Genomic DNA, 18,003 nt, shown 5'->3' with positions numbered 1-18,003 from the left:
TCCTTCGGACCTACGATCGCGGGCATGACTGCCTCCACCGCTTCCGCCCCCTTTCCCGGTTCTGCGACGGCGACTGCCGCCCCCGCACGCCTGCGCATCGCCCTGATCGCCCATGACGGCAAGAAGGACGAGATGGTGATGCTCGCGACCGAGTTCGCCGGCTTCCTCGGTGGCTGCGAGCTGGTGGCGACCGGCACGACCGGCTCGCGCCTGACGGCGGAGGTCGGCCTGACGGTCGAGCGGATGCTGTCCGGGCCGCACGGCGGCGACCTGCAGATCGGCGCGCGGCTGGCGGTCGGCCTGATCGACGCGGTCGTCTTCCTGCGCGATCCGATGACGCCCCAGCCGCATGAACCCGACATCAACGCGCTGGTCCGGGCCTGCGACGTCCACAACGTCGCCTGCGCCACCAACGTCACCAGCAGCCGGCTGATGCTGCGCTCGCTGCAGGTGCTCGGCACGGGCGGCGGCCGGGAGTAGAGTCGTCCCGGTCGAGGCCGAGGTCCCGCCGAGGACCCGGTGAACGACCAAGGAGACTCCGATGCAACGACGTTCCCTGATCGCCACGGCGGCAGCGATGCCTGCCCTCGCCGCGCTGCCGGCCCGTGCACAGACCCGTCCTCAGATGATTGCAGCCGAACAGTACTGGTTCATCTTCCTGGAGACCGGCAAGCCGGTGCCCGACGACAAGGCCGCCGTCGCGGCGATGCAGACCGGGCACCTCGACAACTTCAAGCGGCTCTTCGCCGACGAGAAGCTCTTCGCGGCCGGACCGCTGCGCGATCGCTTTGAAGCAGAAGCGCGGCATCGTCGTGGTCAAGGCGCCCAACCGGCAGATCCTGCTGAGCTACTTCGAGCCCGACCAGTACATCCGCGAGGGCTACATGGTCGTCAACGCCCAGCCGGCGACGGTGCACCAGGCGCTGCACCACACCGGCATCGATCCCGACGGCATCGAGGAGAACCGCATCGTGCTGTTCAGCCGCGCGGAGGCGAAGGACAAGGACGCGGTCCCGATCTTCCTGCAGCGCGCGCTCGACGAGGGCGTCGTCGGGGCCTGGTACTCATTGGAGGACGGGCCGATCGGCGAGGTGGTGTTCTCGCGCGGCACCGATGAGACGGCGCTGCGCAAGACCATGGCCGAATACCCCGGGCTCTCGGATCAGCGAGCGACGATGAAGATCTGGGGACAGTGGTTGGGGAAGGGCGTGCTGCGGTAGTTCCAACCGCTGCTCATTTGGTCAACATACTGACCAAACGCCGAAGCGTTGGTCAATACGCTGACCAATTCAGCGCGCCAGCGGCAACGGATAACTCGCCAGGCTCGCGTGGCCCGACCTCGACACCGCCTGCACGCCGAAGATCAGGTTGTCCTTGGACAACGGCAGCGTGACCTTGGTGACGTTGCCGACCTCCTTCGCGCCTTCCCACGTCTGCGATTCGCTGCGGCGCCAGACGACGCGATAACCCGCCAGTTCCGGATCGACGTTCGCGGTCCACAGCAGCGTCGTGTCGTTGGTCAGCTCGCGCGCATCGATGCGCGCGCCCTTCACCGGCGACGGCGCCCACGCCAGTGTCGCCAGGCCCGCGAGATTCACGCGCGCCACGTCGGCCACGTAGCCGAAGTCGACGAACTCCGGCAGGTCGCCGTAGACGACGCCGCCCTCGGTGCGCAGGTTCTGGTGCTGGTGGCGGAAGTCCTCGAAGGGCTCGGTGAAGCGCACGGCCGCGTAGCCGCGCTCCAGGAAGGGCAGGTGGTCGCCGCCGCGCAGGTAGCGGTCCCTACGCTGGATCAGGTCGATGTGGAAGTCCGGCAGGTAGCGCTCGCCCTCGGCCTTCAGGTGACGGCCGAACTGCTGCGTCGGCAGTTCCTCGCCGCCGCCGGCCACGGCCAGCGGCTGCAACTGCGCGCGGATCGCCGCGTTGGTCTTGACCTCATCCTCGTTGGCGGGACTGTTGGCGTTCACGTTCACCAGCAGGCGCAGCAGCGGATCGAAGCCGTCGGCGAACAGGCGCAGCCGTTTCGGGTCGTGCTCGCCCTTGTCGCCCCGCGAGCTGCCGACGATGTCGTTGGTGATCATCCCCTCGACGTTCAGCCCTTGTGTACGGGCGCGCCGGGCCCAGTGGCGGGCGCCGAGCAGGCCCTGCTCCTCGCCCGGAACGGCCATGAACACGAGCGTCGCGTCGAAGCGCTGCTTCGCCGCGGCGCAGGCCATCTCCATGACGGCGGCCGTGCCGGAGGCGTCGTCGTTGGCACCGGGCGCCTCGCCCTTCGCGTCCATCACGTCGCTGTTGCGCGAGTCGTAGTGCCCGCTGACCACGAGGATGCGTTCACGCGGCGTGCCCGCCGACGCGCCGGGCAGCGTGGCCACGACGTTCACCAGCTCCGTCGGCGCCGAGAGGCGGTTGCCCGCCGGCTCGATGAACGCGTCCATCGTGACCTGCAACCGGCCGCCGGCCTTCGCGCTGCAGTCCTTCAGCTGCGCCTCGATCCAGCGCCGTGCCGCGCCGATGCCGCGCGTGTCGCTCTTCGTGTCCGACGCCGTGTGGCGCGTGCCGAAGGCGGCCAGCTTGCGGATGGTCGACTCGATGCGCTCGGCGGAGATGTCCGCGAGCATAGGCGCCACGCGCGGATCCAGCGGCGGCGGCGCGGTCTCCGAGGCGGCGCGTGCCGTCGCCGACGCCGGCCCCGAGGCTGGCGTGGTCTGTGCGATGGCGGAGCAAGCGATCAGCGCCCAGACGGCGGCGGCGGTGGGGAGGAGGCGGCGGCGATGGAAGGTCATGGGATGAGCGCGGTCAGGCCAGGTGTTGCTTGAGGAAGTCCAGGGTGCGCGACCAGGCGAGCTCGGCGGCGGCCTCGTCGTAGACCTCGGGGCGGGTCTTGTTGGAGAACGCGTGATCCGCGACGTAGCGGTGGATGACCGGGTGCCGGCCGCCCGCGTTCATGCGGGCCTCCAGGGCGTCGACCTTTTCCGGCGTGCACCAGTCGTCGCGCGTGGCGAAGTGGCCGAGGAAGGGCGTGTCGATCTTGGCCGGATCGGCGAACTCGGCCGGCGGGATGCCGTAGTAGCAGACCGCCGCCTGCAGGTCCTTGAGGTTCACGCCCGCGAGGATGGTCAGCGCGCCGCCCATGCAGTAGCCCATCACGCCGACCGGGCCGCAGCCGAGGTGCTCGCGCAGGTGCGTCAGCGCGCCTTGCAGGTCCTGCGTGGTGGCGTCGACGAAGTCCAGGCCGTCCATCAGGTGGCTGGCCTCGTCCGCGTCGGCGGCGATGCGGCCGCGGTAGAGGTCGGGCGCCAGCGTCGTGATGCCGGCGGAGGCCAGGCGCTCCGCGATCTCCTTGATGTGCGGCTTGAGCCCCCACCATTCCTGGATGAGGATCATGCCCGGCGCGCCGTCGCCGGCGCTGGCGAGGTAGCCGCTGGTGGTGCCGCCGTCAGGGCGGGCGAAGTCGATCATCTGTCCCATGTGGAACTCCCAGTGCGAGAACGAAGGATGAGAGGAAGAATCGGCTCCCTCGAAGAACATCACCGACGACCCCTGCGGGCGGTCGCATCCTGAGGGAGGAACCCGTGAGTCTGCACGAGCAGTTGTACCAATGGACGGCCAGCCAGGGCCTGGATGCGACCAGCGCACGGCGCTTGCGGGCGCTCAGCGGTGTCGATGATCCGCCGGGCGATCCGTGGACGCCGCTGCGGCGCGGCGCGGGCGCGCTGGCGGCAGGGTTGATCGGGTTCGGACTGATCCTGTGGGTCGCGGCGAACTGGGACGACTTCGGTCGTGCCATGCGCTTCGGGCTGCTGCAGGCGGCGCTCGCGATCAGCCTGATCGCGGCGGCGGCGCTGCGACCGTGGCGTGCGCCGCTGGCGCTGGCGGCGTTCCTCACGCTGGGCGGGCTGCTGGCCTTCTTCGGACAGACCTACCAGACCGGCGCCGATCCCTGGCAGCTGTTCGCGCTCTGGGCCGCGCTCGGGTTGCCGATCGCGTGGGCCTCCCGCTCGGACCTGGCATGGACGCCGTGGGCGCTGGTGGTCGCGACCGGGATCGGGCTGTGGATGGAAACCTTCGGCGGACATTCGTGGCGCTTCGATGCGTCCACGGTGCCGGTGCATGCGATCGGCTTCGTGGCTTACGGTCTGCTCTGCGCCGGGCTCGCGCTGCGACCCGGCGCGGCGTCGCAGCCGTGGGCGTGGCGGCTGGCGGTGCTGGCCTCGGTGATCGCGATCTCGGGCACGGCGCTGGGCGGGCTGATCGCCAGGGACGTGGCGCCGCAGTTCTACCTGGGGTTGGGGGTGATGGGCGTGGGCCTGGTGCTGGCCTGGCGGCACAGCGAGGTCTATGCGATGAGCGCGCTGGCGCTGTCGGTCGACACGCTGCTGGTGGTGGGCCTGGCGCGATGGATGTCCAAGGAGCGCCTGGACGTCGGCGGATATTTCCTGATCGCCCTGGTCGCCTGCGGCCTGCTGGCCGGCAGCGTGACCCTGATCCTGGGTCGGCTGCGCGACGCGGAGGCACGCGCATGAGCGGCGTCGAGTGGATCGACCAGGCCCGTGCGGAGGGGCTCGCCCCCACGGACCCGCCGGAAGTGCACCGGCCCTGGCCCGTCGTGCTGCTGACGGCGCTCGGGGCCTGGCTGGCTGCGGTGCCATTCCTGGCCATGTTCTTCGCGCTCTTCGGCTCCGCCATCGAGCGGGAGGGCGTCGGCTACTTCTTCGGCGTCTCGTTGATCGTCCTGTCGGTGCTGATGCTGCGCGCTCGCGGGATCGCGCTGTTCCTGGAACAGGCCGCCGTGCCCTTGCTGATCACGGGGCTCGTGCTGCTGTTCCTCGCGTTGGGGAAAGACCTGCCCCCGGCCGGCCTCGATGTCGTCGCGCTGCTGGTCGGTGTCGGGTTGATCCTGCTGCTGAACGCGTCGTGGATGCGGGTGCTGCTCGGCGTGGCGATGGCCGCGCCGGTGGCGCACCTCGGTCATCTGGCCTTCAGGGAACTGCTCTCGCTCACCTGGTACGAACGGCACGGCGGGATCGGCTGGGCGTTGGCCACGCTGCTGCTGCTCGTGGGCGTGGCTCTGCTGGCGCTGCAGCATCAGGCCGGCCGGCGCGCGCCTTCGGCCCGTCAGGCCGCGCTCCTTGAACCGGTGCTGGCCGGCTGGTGGGTGGCGGTGCTCGCCGCCTTTGCCATGGCGGCGGGGTGGTCGTTCGCGGCAGGCGGGGCGCTCGGAGGTTTCTTCCGGGGCGCGACACCGGGGCTGGCGGCCTCGGATGTGACGCTGATCTGGGCGTCGAGGATCGTATCGGTGCTGCTGTCGGGACTCGCGGCCGTGTGGTTGTGGCGCCGGTGGCGTCCGACGGGCGGGGCGCGGTTGATGCCGCCGATGCTGGTGCTGGCGGCGCTGTCGGCGTTGATGCCTGCCCTGGGTGGCATCCTGCTCGTGCTGGCGCTGATGGCGTCGACCCGTCGCTGGCGTCTGGCTGCACTGGCCGGTGCAGCGGCGGTGTGGGCCATCGGCGCGCTGTACTACGAGTGGCAACTGCCGCTCGCGCACAAGTCGATGGCGCTGGTCATTGCGGGCGTCGCGCTCGCAGCGTGGGTCCGCCTTCTGGCTTGGCATCCGACGGCGCCTTCGTCCGATGGGAGCGCGCGGCCCGCGTTCGCGCTGCGCGGTGGGGCGGCGGTGCTCCTCGGCGCGGGCGTGCTGGCGCTGGTGCTGGTGAACGTCCTGATCGCCGCACGCGAGCGCTTGATTTCCGAAGGCCGTCCGGTCTTCGTGAAGCTGGCGCCGGTGGATCCGCGGTCGTTGATGCAGGGCGACTACATGCGGTTGAGCTACGACCTGCCGGGCGTGGAATGGCGGACCCGTTTCAACGGGGATGCCCCCTTGCTGTGGGGTGCGCGGCAACGTGTCGCGGTGACGCTGGATGCGCGCGGCATCGTGCAGTCGTCGAAGTTGCTCGGGCCCGACGAGGAGCCGCCAGCGGGCACGCAACTGCTGGAACTCACGCCCAAGGATGGCCGATGGACCTTCGTCTCCGACGCCTGGTTCTTCAAGGAAGGCGAGGCCGAACGCTGGCAACCGGCGAAGTACGGCGAGTTCCGCGTGACGCCCGAGGGCAAGGGCCTGCTGGTGCGGGTGGTGGGGGAGGATCTGAAGCCGTTGTGAGGCGGGTCAGGAAATCAGTCCTCGTGGAGCCCCTCCGGCTCCCCGCCATCCACCATCAGGTCGATCAGTTCCTTCAGGAACGCCAGGGCTTCCTCGGAGGTGGCAAAGTAGTACTCCCCGCCGAGGTCGGCGGCATCGCCGTCGGGGCCGACGTGGACGACGGACCAGCCGTCCGCGCCGCCCCCGATCGCGCAGATCCCGAAACTGCCGGGGGCGAGATCTCTCGCGGAGCCGGCGGTGACGAAGATGTCCTTGCCCCGATGGGCGAAATAGCGTTTGAGCACGAGGAGTTGGAATGAAGGCAATCTGGAACGGCGAAGTCATCGCCGAGAGCGACGACACCGTGGTGGTCGAGGGAAATCATTACTTCCCCGTCGCCTCGCTGAAGCGCGAGTTCACCACGTTCAGCAATCACCGCACGTCCTGCCCGTGGAAGGGTCAGGCGCACTACTTTAGCCTGATGGTCGACGGCGACCTGAACCCGGACGCGGTCTGGTATTACCCGGAGCCCTCGGAGGCCGCCGCCGAGATCAAGGACCGCGTCGCCTTCTGGAAGGGCGTCCAGGTCACCGAGTGACCTTGCCGCCGCCGGCCGGGCCTGTCGCCGCGCCGGCCGACCCCGCCTCCTTGGGCCACAGCACCCACAGCCGTAGCGGCTGCTTCATGCGGCCGGCCTGGGCTTCGGCGGCCTCGCCCCAGCCCCAGAAGTAGTCGGCCCGCACCGCGCCGACGATCGCCGCGCCGGTGTCCTGCGCCATCACGAGCCGTCGCATCGGCGTCGTCGACAGCGGCTCCGTGGTGTCCAGCCACACCGGCGTCCCGTACGGGATGCTGGCCTTGTCCACCGCGATCGAGCGTCCCGGCGTCAACGGCACGCCCTGACCGCCGCGCGGTCCGACCGCGAGGTCGGGCAGCGGCTCCTCGCGGAAGAAGACGTAGCGCGGGTTCGCCCACATCGCTTCCTTGAGCCGCTGCGGATTGCGGCGACCCCAGTCCTTGATGCCCGGCCACGAGGCCTCGGTGGCCCGCAGCTCGCCCTGGGCGATCAGCCACTGGCCCATCGAGCGGTAGGGCTGCTCGTTGTGCGCCGCGAAGGACAGCCGCACCCAGCGGCTGGTGCCGTCGCGCTCGGTCACGCGCAGCCGGCCGCTGCCCTGGATCTGCATCACCAGCGCGTCCAGCGGATCCTGCACCCACGCCAGGCTGAGCCGGGACAGCGCCGCGTTGCTCTCGATCTGCTGGCGGGTGTCGTAGGGCTTGCGCTGCGTCAGGTCCTGCGGCGGCGCCAGCAGCGGCACGCGGAAGTCGCCCTGCGACTGGCGCCGGGCCGCGAGCTCCGGCTCGTAATAGCCGGTCGCCACGCCTTCGCGCTGGCCCTCGGGCGACTCGACGCGATACGGCTGCAGCCGTTTCATCAGCCACACCATCGCGTCCCAGTCGCCGCCCGGCTTGAAGCCGCGTGCCTGGGCGCAGATCGCGGTCCAGCCCGGCATCGGTTTCTCGCAGCCGCGCAGCATCGCGGGCCACCATTCCAGCGCGCGGTCCTGGCCCCAGCCGGGCAGCTCGTTCCACGCGGCGGCGACCCAGCGCGAGCGCTCGCGCTGCAGCACGTGCCGGCCGGCGCTGTCGTCCTCGCCGTTCAGCAGCTTCAGCGGATCGATGGGCAATCCGGTCGCGGAGGCGGTGGGGAGGAAGGGCGCGACGGCGACGCCACCGAGCACGCCTAGAATCGCCAGCGCCGCGCTCCAGCGGCGAGTTCTACGGATCGGACCACGAATCATGGGCGTGATTTTGCTGGAGGCGCTCGGCGCCCTCGCGCTGCTCGTCTTCATCGTCTGGTGGACGATGTTCTCCGGCCGCAAGGGCGGCGAACGGCCCGACGACCGCGACGCCGCCTGAGCGGCGCGCCGCGACCCGGCGTCGACGGTCGGAGCTCAGCCCTTGGGCGGCACCAGGAAGCTCATCGGCTGACGGCGCATCCGCGCCCAGATCGCGGCGCGGACGCGCTTCTGATCGGCCAGTCGGATCCCCCGAGAGCGCAGCGCCACCTTGAACGCCAGGAAGAAGCTGACGCCCACGTTCAGCACGCCGGTGCCCAGGATGCTGATCACGCAGAGCCAGAACGGCCAGTGCTTGAGCACGTCGATCCCGAGCGCCCCCGCTGCGGCGGCCAACTGACCGGTCGACAGCGTCACGTGGCGGACTTCGATCGGCAGTCCGAAGAAGCCCAGCAGCGCCGGCACCAGGCCGAGCATCAGTCCCAGGCTGATGTTGGCGGTCAGTCCCGAGATGTTGTCGCGCCACCAGCGGGACCAGCGTCCCGCCCGGCTCGCGCCCAGCCGCGCGACGATGCGCGGGTTCCACGCGATCGCGCTGTCCAGCCGGTGGAAGACGAACCAGTTCTCGACCCAGCCCGCGATCAGGCTGGACGCGAACAGCAGTACCCCGGTGAACGCGGCGAAGAACAGCGACGGCCCCAGCACGGTCAGCGAATGCAGCACGTGCTCGGCCTCCTTCGCGCCGACCAGCGGCTTGCCGAAGCTGAGCCACGCCGCCAGCTGCACGACGAGCACCATCGGCGCCGCCAGTGCGAGGTTGCCGATGATCCCCGCCGTCTGCGATCGGAACAGGTGCGCGACCTCGTCGACGAAGGCCTGCAGGCCGGCGTCGCTGTCGATGTGGCGGAGCTTGTCGGCCAGCGCCGGCGCGGTCATCGCGGGCTGCTTGGTCGCGACGGTCCAGTGCAGCAGCAGGATGAGCACGAAGCTGGCCGCGTAGTTCACGCCCGCCCAGAAGCCCCCCAGAACGCGGACAGCCCCACCGCCATGATCGCGAACTTCATGAAGGTCGTGCCCGCGATCACCAGCCCGCCGCCGCCGGCGCGGCGCAGCATGTCGCCGTACTCCTCGCGGTTGCGGGTGATGTAGTGCTCGCCGGTCTCGGCGCTGCGTTCGGCGACCTTGCGCGCCAGCAGCGAGTAGTGCCGCGCGAACAGCGTCCGGATGCTGCGCCGGTCGTGCACGACGGCCACCAGCGCCGCCACCAGGCGCAGCAGCTCGCGCTGCGGGTGATCGGCCAGCAGCACCGCGAGCAGGTCCTCGACGCGGCGCAGCCGCGCCTGCATCTGCTCGACGCCGAACATCAGGTCCACCGAGACGCCGTGTTCCTCGAGGTGATCCGGGACGGAGCGCACCGCTGCCCGGCATTCGTCGAGCAGGCCGCGCAGGTACTGCAGCTGGCCGGGCAGGGCGGTCCGGTCGTTCTCGACGAGCGCGTGTTCGACCTGCTCCCACGCGGTGGCGAGGTTGCGGAACGGCCGCCGGGCCAGCAGCTGCGGATCCATGCGCACGCGCAGCGCGCCGGACAGGCCGGCGGAACGCACCGAGCTCACCAGCACCGTGATCGCGGCGCGCATCTCCTCGCGCCAATCGCCTTCAGGGGCGCCGACGAAGAGCAGGCCCAGCCGCTCCAGCAGTTCGTCGTCGACGGCGGCGATCCACTGCTCGTCGGCCTCGTGCGGGAACAGCAGCTCGAAGAGTTCGGACAGGTCCCGGGTGTCGGCGCTCAGCGGCAGCAGGCGGCGGCGCAGGCGGCCGAGGAACTCGTTCCACAGCGCCATGCGCGGCGCGAAGCCGACCTCGGCGAACAGGCTGATCGCGTCGACGTCGGCCCAGACGCTGGCGATGACCTCGGCGAAGGCCTTCGCGTGGTCCGGATGGCGCTCCAGCATGCGGAGCAGGTACCTGAGGCGGCGGATCGGCAGCGGGGCCGATGGCGCCGCGGGAGGCGCGGGCTCCTCCCCGGCCGGCGCCGGCGCGCGGTCGTCCTTCAGCGGCGCGTGGCGCAGCCATTCGATCAATCGCACCAGCCAGAGGTTGCGCTCGGCGAGCGGCGCCTGCGGATGCGCCGCTTGCGCCGCGTTGAGCAGCGCGGTGAGGTCCCAGCCCTGGCGACGGAACATCAATGCAGGGAGCCCGTGTCGGCCAGCAGGAACTCGGGCACGTCGGCGTGGAAGACCTCGGCCTTGTCCGTGACGCACAGGAAGCGGCCGCTCATCGTGCCGTGGCGGGTCGCGATCTGGGCCCAGGAGCTGTACTGGAAGCGCTCGCCCGGCTGCAGCAGCGGCTGATGGCCGACGACGGCCAGCCCGTGCACTTCCTGTTCCTTGCCGTTCCCGTCCACGATGGTCCAGTGGCGGCCGATCAGCTGGGCGGTGACGTCGCCCCGGTTCTCGATCGTCACGGTGTAGCCGTAGGCGAACTCGTTGCGGTCCGGGAAGGTCTGGTCGGCGAGCGGCTCGACGGCGACGCTGCAGTGGAAGTGCGGATGGGCCATCGTCCGATTCTAGGGAATCTCCGGGGCCCCACCTGGGCTATGCTGGTTACCGCACACACCACAAACAGAACCCGCTCGAACGGACCACCATACGCGACCGGCACGCACCGGACGCCATCCGTCATGGAGACAAGGGCAGGACACCCGTTGGCAGTTCCCCGTCCCAATCGACGCCAGGCCATGGCGCGCGGCTGCGCGCTGGTCGGCGTGGCGGTCACCGTCGGTCTCGAGCTGGGACTGGTGGCCGCGAATTCGGCGATGGCGGCGCCGTCCGGACCGGCGGCGCCCGCCATGCCGGGTGCCGGCGCGACGGGACCGCTGACGCTGCGCAGCGCCGCGCAGGCCGGCGCGCCGGCTAAGTACGCGTCCGGCGACCCGCAGCGCCCCGGCCTGTGCGGCGAGATCGCCGAGGCCGTGATGCGGACCGATCCGGATTTGCACATCGAGGGCCTGAACCAGCCGGTGCCGCTGCGGCGCCTGGAATTGATGCTGAGCAACGGCGACCTGGACGTGTTCTTCTGCCTGCTCAAGTCCGAGCATCGCCATGCGCTGATGCGCTACCTGCCGGTGCCGCTGTACCGGATCTCGCACGTGCTGGCGATGCGCGCCGACGATGCGCGTGCGCCGCGCACCTGGGACGAGCTGCGCGCCTTCTCGCGGCGCCAGCCGCTGCTGCTGGCGCAGGGCACCAAGCTGGCCGCGACGCTGCAGGAGGCGGATGTGTCCTTCATCGAGTCCGCGCGCAGCGACAAGGAAGCGTTGCAGATGCTGGTCCGCGGCCGCACCGCCGGGGTCTACGGCCAGGACTTCAACCTGCGCCAGGCGGCGCGCGGCGCGGGCCTGGAGTCTCGCGTGCGCATCGGACCGCAGATCTTCGAGGAGGAGACCCAGTACGTCGTGGTCTCGCGCCAGTTGCCGGAGGCCGTGGTGGAACGCCTGACCGACCGGCTGCGCCAGCTCAGCGCGACCGGGGAGATCGCCCGGCTCGCGGAACGCTACCGGTGAGCCCCGGACGCGGGTGTCGCGGCCGGTCGTCGACCGGGCGCGCGCCAGCCTTTCTACAATCGTCGACTTTCCCCGCCAGCGGCTCCGCGCCCGCCCCGCCATGAACCCGCCCACCTACCGCATCGCCCCGAGCATCCTGTCCGCCGATTTCGCCAACCTGGGCGAGGAAGTCCGCAACGTGCTGGCCGCCGGCGCGGACTGGATCCACTTCGACGTGATGGACAACCATTACGTGCCCAACCTGACCTTCGGCCCGATGGTCTGCGAGGCGCTGAAGAAGCATTCGGTGAAGCCCGACGGCACGCCGGCGCCCATCGACGTCCACCTGATGGTGCAGCCGGTGGACAGCCTGGCGCAGGCCTTCTGCCGCGCGGGCGCGAACCTGGTGAGCTTCCACCCCGAGGCCAGCCAGCACGTGGACCGCACGATCCAGCTGATCAAGTCCGAAGGCGCGCAGGCCGGCCTGGTGTTCAACCCGGCCACGCCGCTGGACGTGCTGGAGTGGGTCATCGACAAGGTCGACCTGGTGCTGATCATGAGCGTCAACCCGGGCTTCGGCGGCCAGAGCTTCATCCCCGGCGCGCTGAAGAAGCTGCAGCAGGCCAAGGCGATGATCCTGGCCAGCGGCCGCGACATCCGCCTGGAGATCGACGGCGGCGTGAAGGTCGACAACATCCGCGAGATCGCGGCCGCCGGCGCGGACACCTTCGTCGCGGGCTCGGCGATCTTCGGCAAGCCCGACTACAAGGGCGTCATCGACGCGATGCGCGCCGAGCTGGCGCTCTGAGCCCGGAAGCGTCGACCCGGTGACCCGACTGCTGCTGGTCTGTGCGGCCAACCTGTGCCGCTCCCCGATGGCCGAGGCGGTGCTGCGCCTGCGCGCCGGCGAGCTCGGCCTGACGGAGGTGCACTCGGCCGGCGTGTTCGCGTCGTCGCGCGCGCAGGTCGTCGACAAGCGCGCGCTGGCCGTGCTGGAGCAGCGCGGCTACGGCATGGACCGGCGCTGGCGCTCGCGCAAGCTCAAGACCGAGGACTTCGACCGCTACGACCTGATCCTGGCGATGGACCGCAGCGTGCTGCGCGGCCTGAAGGCGGCAAAGCCGGCGGTCGCGCCGGCGAAGCTGGGCCTGTTCCTCGCCGGCATGACGGGGCTGGGCCTGGACGAGGTGCCCGACCCGTACTACGGCACGGGCAGCGCCTTCGTGCAGGTGCTCGACCTGATCGAGGCGCGCGTGCACACGTGGCCGGCCGACGAGGCGGTCTTCCACAAGACGGGTTGAGTCCAGACCTGGAGAGGCGGCGATGAGCGATCGGTTGGCGCAAGGGCCGGACGGCCAGTGGCGATGCAAGTGGTGCGAAGCCCCCGGCTTCGACATGTACCGCGACTATCACGACAACGAGTGGGGCTACCCCGTCCACGAGGACCGGCGGCTGTTCGAGAAGCTCTGCCTGGAAGGATTCCAGTCGGGTCTGTCGTGGCGGACGATCCTGGCCAAGCGCGAGAACTTCCGGAAAGCCTTCAAGCAGTTCGAGATCGCCAAGGTTGCGAAGTTCGGCGAGGCCGACGTGACGCGGCTGCTCGCGGACGAGGGCATCGTGCGCCATCGCGGCAAGATCGAGGCGGCGATCCACAACGCGTCCTGCGCGCTGGAGCTTCAGAAGGAAGCCGGCTCGCTGGCCGCGTTCTTCTGGCGCTTCGAGGATCCGGAAGAGGGCGGCGATGTGCGGCCGACGTCGGAGACGTCGGTGAAGCTCTCCAAGGAACTGAAGAAGCGCGGCTGGAAGTTTGTCGGACCGACGACGGTCTACGCGTTCATGCAGGCGATGGGGCTGATCAACGACCACGCGCCCGGGTGCATCGGACGCGCGGCCGCGGCGCAGGAGCGCAAGAAGTTCAAGCCGCCGCGTTGATCAGTCCGCGTGGCCGGGGACCGGCTGCGCCGGATGCTCGGTCAACCGCGTCTGCGCCACCTCCCGCGTGTCCGGTCCCTTCCCGCTGAACCGGTCCAGCGCCAGGTAGATCACCGGCGTGATGTACAGCGTCACCGCCTGCGACAGGATCAGCCCGCCGACCACCGCCAGGCCCAGCGGCTGGCGCAGCTCCGCGCCGGCGCCCAGGCCCAGTGCGATCGGCAGCGCGCCCATCAGCGCGGCCAGCGTCGTCATCATGATCGGGCGGAAACGCAGGATGCAGGCCTCGCGGATCGCCTGCTGCGGCGTCATGCCGCCGTTGCGTTGCGCATCGAGCGCGAAGTCGATCATCATGATCGCGTTCTTCTTCACAATGCCCACCAGCATCAGGATGCCGATGGTCGCGATGATGGTCAGCTCCATGCCCGCGAGCTGCAGCGTCAGCAGCGCGCCCACCGCCGCCGACGGCAGCCCCGCCAGGATGGTCAGCGGATGGATGTAGCTCTCGTAGAGCACGCCCAGCAGCACGTAGATCACCGCGATCGCCAGCACGATCAGCAGCAGCTGTCCGCCCTGCGAGTCCTTGAACACCGCTGCGTCGCCGCCGTAGCTGGTGATGATGGACGGCGGCAGGCCGATCTCCTTGGTGAACTGGTCGATCTTGGCCGTGGCGTTGCCCAGCGGCACGTCGGGCGCGAGGTTGAAGCTCAGCGTGATCGCCTGCAGCTGGCCCTGGTGGTTGACCGCCGTCGGACCGAGCTCGCGCTTCACGCTCGCGAAGGCCGTCAGCGGCACCATCGTGCTGTTCCTGCCGCGCAGGTAGATCTTGTCGAAGGCGTCCTCGCTGAGGCGGTCGCTGTCGGTCGCCTCCATGATCACCTGGTAGGTGTTGCTCTCGGCGTAGATGCTGGAGACCTGGCGCTCGCCGAAGGCCGAGTACAGCGCGTTGCGCAGGTCCTGCATCTGCACGCCCAGCAGCGTGGCGCGCTCGCGGTCGATGACGAGGTTGGCCTGCAGCCCGCGCAGCTGCGAGTCGCTGGTGACGTCGCGGAACACCGGGTCGTTGCGCAGCTTGTCCTGCAGCTTCACGGCCCAGGTGTTGAGCTCGCCGGTGCTGACCGACTGCAGCGTGAACTGGTAGCGGCTCTTGGACTGCCGGCCGCCGAGCTGCAGGTTCTGCACCGGCCGCAGGTAGACCGCGATGCCGGGCACGCCGCGCAGCTTCTTGCGCAGCTGCTCCAGCACCTGGGGCATCGGCGGACGTTCACCGCGCGACTTCAGGTTGATGAAGAGGCGCCCCGTGTTGACGTTGCCGCCGCCCCCGCCGCCGCCCACCGCGGCGGACACCGACGACACCGACGGATCGTCCTGCACGATCTGCGCGACGCGTTCCTGCAGCACCGTCATCGCGGCGAAGGAGATGTCCTCGGCCGCTTCGGTGCTGGCCTGGATCTGGCCGATGTCCTCTTCCGGGAAGAAGCCCTTGGGGATGACGATCCAGAGCCACGCGCTGGCGATGAAGGTGGCCAGCGCCACCACGCCCACGACCCAGCGGCGGGCCAGCGCCCAGTCCAGCGATGTCGTGTACTTGTTCAGCACCCAGCTGAAGCCGGCTTCGAAGGTGCGTCCGAGGGCGTTCTCCTCGACCTCGTGGTGACTGCTCAGGAAGCGGCTGCACAGCATTGGCACCAGCGTCAGCGAAACGCCTGCCGACACGCCGATCGCCAGCGACACGACGACGGCGAATTCGTGGAACAGCAGCCCGATCACGCCGGGCATGAAGAAGATCGGGATCAGCACGGCGATCAGCGAGATCGAGATCGACATGATGGTGAAGGCCATCTCGCGCGCGCCGCGGATGGCGGCGTCGAAGGGCGCCATGCCGTCCTCGACGTGGCGGTAGATGTTCTCCAGCATCACGATCGCGTCGTCGACCACCAGGCCGACGGCCAGCGTGATGCCGAGCAGCGAGATGTTGTCCAGGCTGTAGCCCAGCGCGAACAGCAGCGTCACCGCGCCGATCAGCGAGATCGGCAGCGACAGCGTCGGGATCAGCGTCGCGACCATGCGGCGCAGGAACAGGAAGATCACCATCACGACCAGCGCCACCGTCAGGGCGAGGGTGAAGTAGACGTCGTGCAGGCCTTCGCGGATGGACACCGAGCGGTCGTTGAGCGTGCTCATCTGCACCGAGGCCGGCAGCTGCGCGGCGAAGCGCGGCAGCATCGCCTTCACCGCGTCGACGACCTTCACCGTGTTGGCGTCGGGCTGGCGCTGCACGGCCAGCACGATGGAGCGCTCGCCGTTGAAGTTGGAGAAGGACTTGACGGTCTCGTAGCTGTCCTCGACGTCGGCGACCTCGCGCAGGAACACCGGCGCGCCGTTGCGCGTGGCCACGACGATGCCGCCGAAGGCGTTGGCGTCGCGCAGCTGCTTGTTGGCCTGGATGGTCAGCGTCTGGCGCGCGCCGTCCAGCGTGCCCACCGGCGTGTTGGCGTTGGCGCCCTTGACGGCGGCCTGCAGCTCGTCGAGCGTGATGTTGCGCTGCTGGAGCAGCTCGTTGCGCGCCTTGATGCGCACCGCGAAACGCTTCTGGCCGTAGATGGAGACCTGCGCCACGCCGTCGATGGTCGACAGGCTGGGGGTGATCAGGTTCTCGGCGTAGTCGTTGAGCTCGGACAGGTTGATCGACGGCGAGGTCAGCGCCACCAGCAGCACCGGCGCGTCGGCCGGGTTGACCTTGCGGTAGGACGGCGGCGTGGTCATCTCGACGGGCAGCGCGCGCAGCGAGCGGAACAGGGCGGCCTGCACGTCGACCGCGGCGGCATCGATGTCGCGCGCGGAGTCGAACTCCAGCGTCAGCGAGCTGTTGCCCAGCGTGTTGGTCGAGGAGATCGTCGTGATGCCGGCGATGGTGGAGAACTGCTTCTCCAGCGGCAGCGCGACGGACGAGGCCATCGTCTCGGGGCTGGCGCCGGGCAGGGTCGCCTGCACATTGATGACCGGCGTGTTGAAGCTGGGCAGCGCGGCGACCGGGATGCGGCTCCACGCGGCGATGCCGGCGACGACCAGCGCCACGTTCAGCAGCACGGTCATGACCGGCCGGCGGATGAAGAGTTCGGTGAGATTCATGGCAGCTTCCGCGGTGGCTGAAGGCTTTGGGACGTCAAGGGCGACGAGACGTCGAAGGCGTGGGCGGGGCGGCCGGGATCAGGGCGCGGCGACGTCGGTGGCGGAGGCCCCGCCACCCGCGGCCGCCGAGGCCGCGGCCAGGCGCGCGGCGGCGGCCGGATCGACGGCGGCGGGCTGCGTGCGCAGCGGCGTGCCGGGGCGCAGGTTCTGCTTGCCGTCCAGCACCACGGTCGCACCTGCGTCGACGCCGTCGACGACGGCCATCTCGCCGAAGGTGTAGCGCAGCTTCACCGGCTTGAGCTGGGCCGTCTTGTCGGGGCCGACGACGTAGACCTGACGGTCGCTGCCGCGCAGGATGATCGCGGCCTGCGGGATCACGATCGCGTCCTTCATGCTGCGCAGCGTCATGCGCACGCGCAGGTACTGGCCGGGCCAGAGCTTCTGCGCGTCGTTGGTGAACTCGGCCTTCAGCTTGATCGTGCCGGTGGTCGCGTCGACGAGGTTGTCGACGAAGGTCAGCTTGCCGCGGGCGACGGATTCGACGGACTTGCCGCCCTTGCTGTCTTTCCGGGAGGGACCGCCTTCGATCGTCGGCAGGACGACCTGCACCTCGGGCGGCGTGACCTGCGCGCCGGTGGCGCCGGGGCGCATCGCGTCGAGCACGGGCGCGAGCTCGGTCTCGGGCAGGTTGAAGCTGATCGCGATCGGATCGATCTGGACGATGTTGACCAGCGGCGTGCCGGTGGCGCTGGCCTGGACCAGGCTGCCCGGCCAGACGTTGACGGCGCCGGCGCGGCCGGCGAAGGGCGCGCGGATCTCGTTGTAGCTGAGCGCGACGGACGCGGAGTCGATGGCGGCGGCGTCCGCGTCGACGAGGCTGCGGCCGCCCTGCAGGCTGGCCAGCGCGGTGTCGACGGCGCTCTGCGCGACGAAGTTCTGGGCGAGCAGGTCCTTGGCGCGTTCGTACTGGCGCTGCAGGTCACCGAGGGCGGCCTTGTCGCGGGCGAGCTGGGCCTTCGCCTTGTCGAGGTTGGCGCGGTCCGCGCGTTCGTCGAAGCGGAACAGGACCTGACCCTTGGTGACCGTCTGGCCGTCGTGGACCAGCACGTCGCGGATGGTCGAGGTGGTCTGGGCGCGCAGGTCGACCTGGTTGATCGGGGTGACGGTGCCGGAGGCTTCGACCGTCACCGGGACGTCGCGGCGCTGCGCGGTGACGACGCCGACGGTCTGGGTGCCGGCGGGGCCTGAAGCACCAGAAGCGCCGCGCGCGGCGGCGGCCGGGCCAGCCTCGCCGCCGTCACGGGTCGCGGCTCGCGACTTCCACCACCATCCCCGCCCGCGAGGAGCAGGACGACGATCAAGGACAGGACGAGGGCTTGCGGCGCATGAACACGTTCTCCAACGGACAGTCTTCGAGGGGCGCTCTGCAAAGCTCCCCAAGGGCGCGGAAGGTTAAGTCC

At 70.0% G+C, this 18,003-nt stretch carries 16 protein-coding genes and 1 pseudogene; 9 read left to right on the top strand and 8 right to left on the bottom strand.

Going from position 1 to position 18,003, the window contains the following annotated elements:
• Positions 1-24: 24 nt before the first annotated feature.
• Complete coding sequence (locus tag ACQ86G_RS05050; RefSeq protein WP_431259579.1) at positions 25-480, top strand: methylglyoxal synthase; 456 nt, start codon at positions 25-27, stop codon at positions 478-480.
• 308 nt (positions 481-788) lie between these two features.
• Positions 789-1,220, top strand: coding sequence for a hypothetical protein (locus ACQ86G_RS05045; RefSeq protein WP_431259578.1), 432 nt, complete (start codon positions 789-791; stop codon positions 1,218-1,220).
• A gap of 69 nt (positions 1,221-1,289) precedes the next feature.
• On the opposite strand, the gene ACQ86G_RS05040 is transcribed toward ACQ86G_RS05045, so the two are convergent.
• Positions 1,290-2,783, bottom strand: a complete 1,494-nt coding sequence (locus ACQ86G_RS05040) for a M28 family metallopeptidase (protein WP_431259577.1) — start codon at positions 2,781-2,783, stop codon at positions 1,290-1,292.
• A 13-nt stretch (positions 2,784-2,796) separates the two neighbouring features.
• Positions 2,797-3,468 (bottom strand): dienelactone hydrolase family protein, encoded by a 672-nt coding sequence (locus ACQ86G_RS05035; protein WP_431259576.1) that lies wholly within the window; start codon positions 3,466-3,468, stop codon positions 2,797-2,799.
• 104 nt (positions 3,469-3,572) lie between these two features.
• Here ACQ86G_RS05035 and ACQ86G_RS05030 point away from each other — a divergent pair, with 104 nt between their 5' ends.
• Together ACQ86G_RS05030 and ACQ86G_RS05025 are read left to right on the top strand one after the other, a co-directional pair.
• Positions 3,573-4,523 carry a DUF2157 domain-containing protein gene (locus tag ACQ86G_RS05030; protein WP_431259575.1) on the top strand — a complete coding sequence of 317 codons (951 nt, stop codon included), beginning with the start codon at positions 3,573-3,575 and terminating at the stop codon, positions 4,521-4,523.
• A complete protein-coding gene (locus tag ACQ86G_RS05025; protein WP_431259574.1) occupies positions 4,520-6,160 on the top strand; it encodes a GDYXXLXY domain-containing protein in 1,641 nt (546 codons plus the stop codon). Before ACQ86G_RS05030 ends, ACQ86G_RS05025 begins: the two co-directional genes overlap by 4 nt.
• A gap of 14 nt (positions 6,161-6,174) precedes the next feature.
• Here ACQ86G_RS05025 and ACQ86G_RS05020 read toward each other — a convergent pair whose 3' ends face one another.
• Positions 6,175-6,444, bottom strand: a complete 270-nt coding sequence (locus ACQ86G_RS05020) for a hypothetical protein (protein ID WP_431259573.1) — start codon at positions 6,442-6,444, stop codon at positions 6,175-6,177.
• Positions 6,445-6,455: 11 nt separating this feature from the next.
• On the opposite strand from ACQ86G_RS05020, the gene ACQ86G_RS05015 reads away from it, so the two are divergent.
• Positions 6,456-6,737 carry a DUF427 domain-containing protein gene (locus ACQ86G_RS05015; protein ID WP_431259572.1) on the top strand — a complete coding sequence of 94 codons (282 nt, stop codon included), beginning with the start codon at positions 6,456-6,458 and terminating at the stop codon, positions 6,735-6,737.
• Here ACQ86G_RS05015 and mltA read toward each other — a convergent pair.
• The 3 genes and pseudogenes from mltA to apaG all read right to left on the bottom strand — a co-directional run bounded on the left by mltA (position 6,727) and on the right by apaG (position 10,495).
• The gene (mltA, locus tag ACQ86G_RS05010; protein ID WP_431259571.1) at positions 6,727-7,941 is read right to left on the bottom strand and encodes a murein transglycosylase A; all 1,215 of its coding nucleotides are present in this window, start codon (positions 7,939-7,941) and stop codon (positions 6,727-6,729) included. The two genes, ACQ86G_RS05015 and mltA, sit on opposite strands and share 11 nt — an antisense overlap.
• Before the next feature lie 153 nt (positions 7,942-8,094).
• A pseudogene (locus tag ACQ86G_RS05005) lies at positions 8,095-10,121 on the bottom strand (site-specific recombinase).
• Positions 10,121-10,495 carry a Co2+/Mg2+ efflux protein ApaG gene (gene apaG / locus ACQ86G_RS05000; protein ID WP_088405969.1) on the bottom strand — a complete coding sequence of 125 codons (375 nt, stop codon included), beginning with the start codon at positions 10,493-10,495 and terminating at the stop codon, positions 10,121-10,123. The pseudogene ACQ86G_RS05005 and the gene apaG overlap by 1 nt, the downstream one beginning before the upstream one ends.
• A 147-nt stretch (positions 10,496-10,642) precedes the next feature.
• Between apaG and ACQ86G_RS04995 the strand changes: the two genes are divergently transcribed.
• The 4 genes from ACQ86G_RS04995 (at position 10,643) to ACQ86G_RS04980 (ending at position 13,411) form a co-directional block, all read left to right on the top strand.
• Entirely contained in the window at positions 10,643-11,500 is an 858-nt protein-coding gene (locus ACQ86G_RS04995; protein WP_431259570.1) for a substrate-binding periplasmic protein, read from the top strand.
• 100 nt (positions 11,501-11,600) lie between these two features.
• Positions 11,601-12,287 carry a ribulose-phosphate 3-epimerase gene (rpe, locus tag ACQ86G_RS04990; protein ID WP_431259569.1) on the top strand — a complete coding sequence of 229 codons (687 nt, stop codon included), beginning with the start codon at positions 11,601-11,603 and terminating at the stop codon, positions 12,285-12,287.
• 19 nt (positions 12,288-12,306) lie between these two features.
• Complete coding sequence (locus ACQ86G_RS04985; protein WP_431259568.1) at positions 12,307-12,780, top strand: low molecular weight phosphotyrosine protein phosphatase; 474 nt, start codon at positions 12,307-12,309, stop codon at positions 12,778-12,780.
• Positions 12,781-12,802: 22 nt separating this feature from the next.
• Positions 12,803-13,411 (top strand): DNA-3-methyladenine glycosylase I, encoded by a 609-nt coding sequence (locus ACQ86G_RS04980; RefSeq protein ID WP_431259567.1) that lies wholly within the window; start codon positions 12,803-12,805, stop codon positions 13,409-13,411.
• Here the strand turns inward: ACQ86G_RS04980 and ACQ86G_RS04975 are convergent, their stop codons facing one another.
• Positions 13,412-16,543: an efflux RND transporter permease subunit gene (locus tag ACQ86G_RS04975; protein ID WP_431259566.1), complete on the bottom strand. Its 3,132-nt coding sequence runs from the start codon at positions 16,541-16,543 to the stop codon at positions 13,412-13,414. It abuts the gene before it with no gap.
• A 78-nt stretch (positions 16,544-16,621) separates the two neighbouring features.
• Complete coding sequence (locus ACQ86G_RS04970) at positions 16,622-17,983, bottom strand: efflux RND transporter periplasmic adaptor subunit (RefSeq protein ID WP_431259565.1); 1,362 nt, start codon at positions 17,981-17,983, stop codon at positions 16,622-16,624.
• Positions 17,984-18,003: the final 20 nt, after the last annotated feature.

The organism is Roseateles chitinivorans (assembly GCF_050632145.1).
Classification (GTDB): domain Bacteria; phylum Pseudomonadota; class Gammaproteobacteria; order Burkholderiales; family Burkholderiaceae_C; genus Roseateles; species Roseateles chitinivorans_B.
This window is presented reverse-complemented; position numbering and strand designations above follow the sequence as displayed.

Coding starts and splice junctions, on each gene's coding strand:
- ACQ86G_RS04980 (WP_431259567.1), top strand. CDS start 12,803: ATGAGCGATCGGTTGGCGCAAGGGCCGGACGGCCAGTGGCGATGCAAG.
- ACQ86G_RS05050 (WP_431259579.1), top strand. CDS start 25: ATGACTGCCTCCACCGCTTCCGCCCCCTTTCCCGGTTCTGCGACGGCG.
- rpe (WP_431259569.1), top strand. CDS start 11,601: ATGAACCCGCCCACCTACCGCATCGCCCCGAGCATCCTGTCCGCCGAT.
- ACQ86G_RS05025 (WP_431259574.1), top strand. CDS start 4,520: ATGAGCGGCGTCGAGTGGATCGACCAGGCCCGTGCGGAGGGGCTCGCC.
- ACQ86G_RS05040 (WP_431259577.1), bottom strand. CDS start 2,783: ATGACCTTCCATCGCCGCCGCCTCCTCCCCACCGCCGCCGCCGTCTGG.
- ACQ86G_RS04975 (WP_431259566.1), bottom strand. CDS start 16,543: ATGAATCTCACCGAACTCTTCATCCGCCGGCCGGTCATGACCGTGCTG.
- ACQ86G_RS05035 (WP_431259576.1), bottom strand. CDS start 3,468: ATGGGACAGATGATCGACTTCGCCCGCCCTGACGGCGGCACCACCAGC.
- ACQ86G_RS05015 (WP_431259572.1), top strand. CDS start 6,456: ATGAAGGCAATCTGGAACGGCGAAGTCATCGCCGAGAGCGACGACACC.
- apaG (WP_088405969.1), bottom strand. CDS start 10,495: ATGGCCCATCCGCACTTCCACTGCAGCGTCGCCGTCGAGCCGCTCGCC.
- mltA (WP_431259571.1), bottom strand. CDS start 7,941: ATGATTCGTGGTCCGATCCGTAGAACTCGCCGCTGGAGCGCGGCGCTG.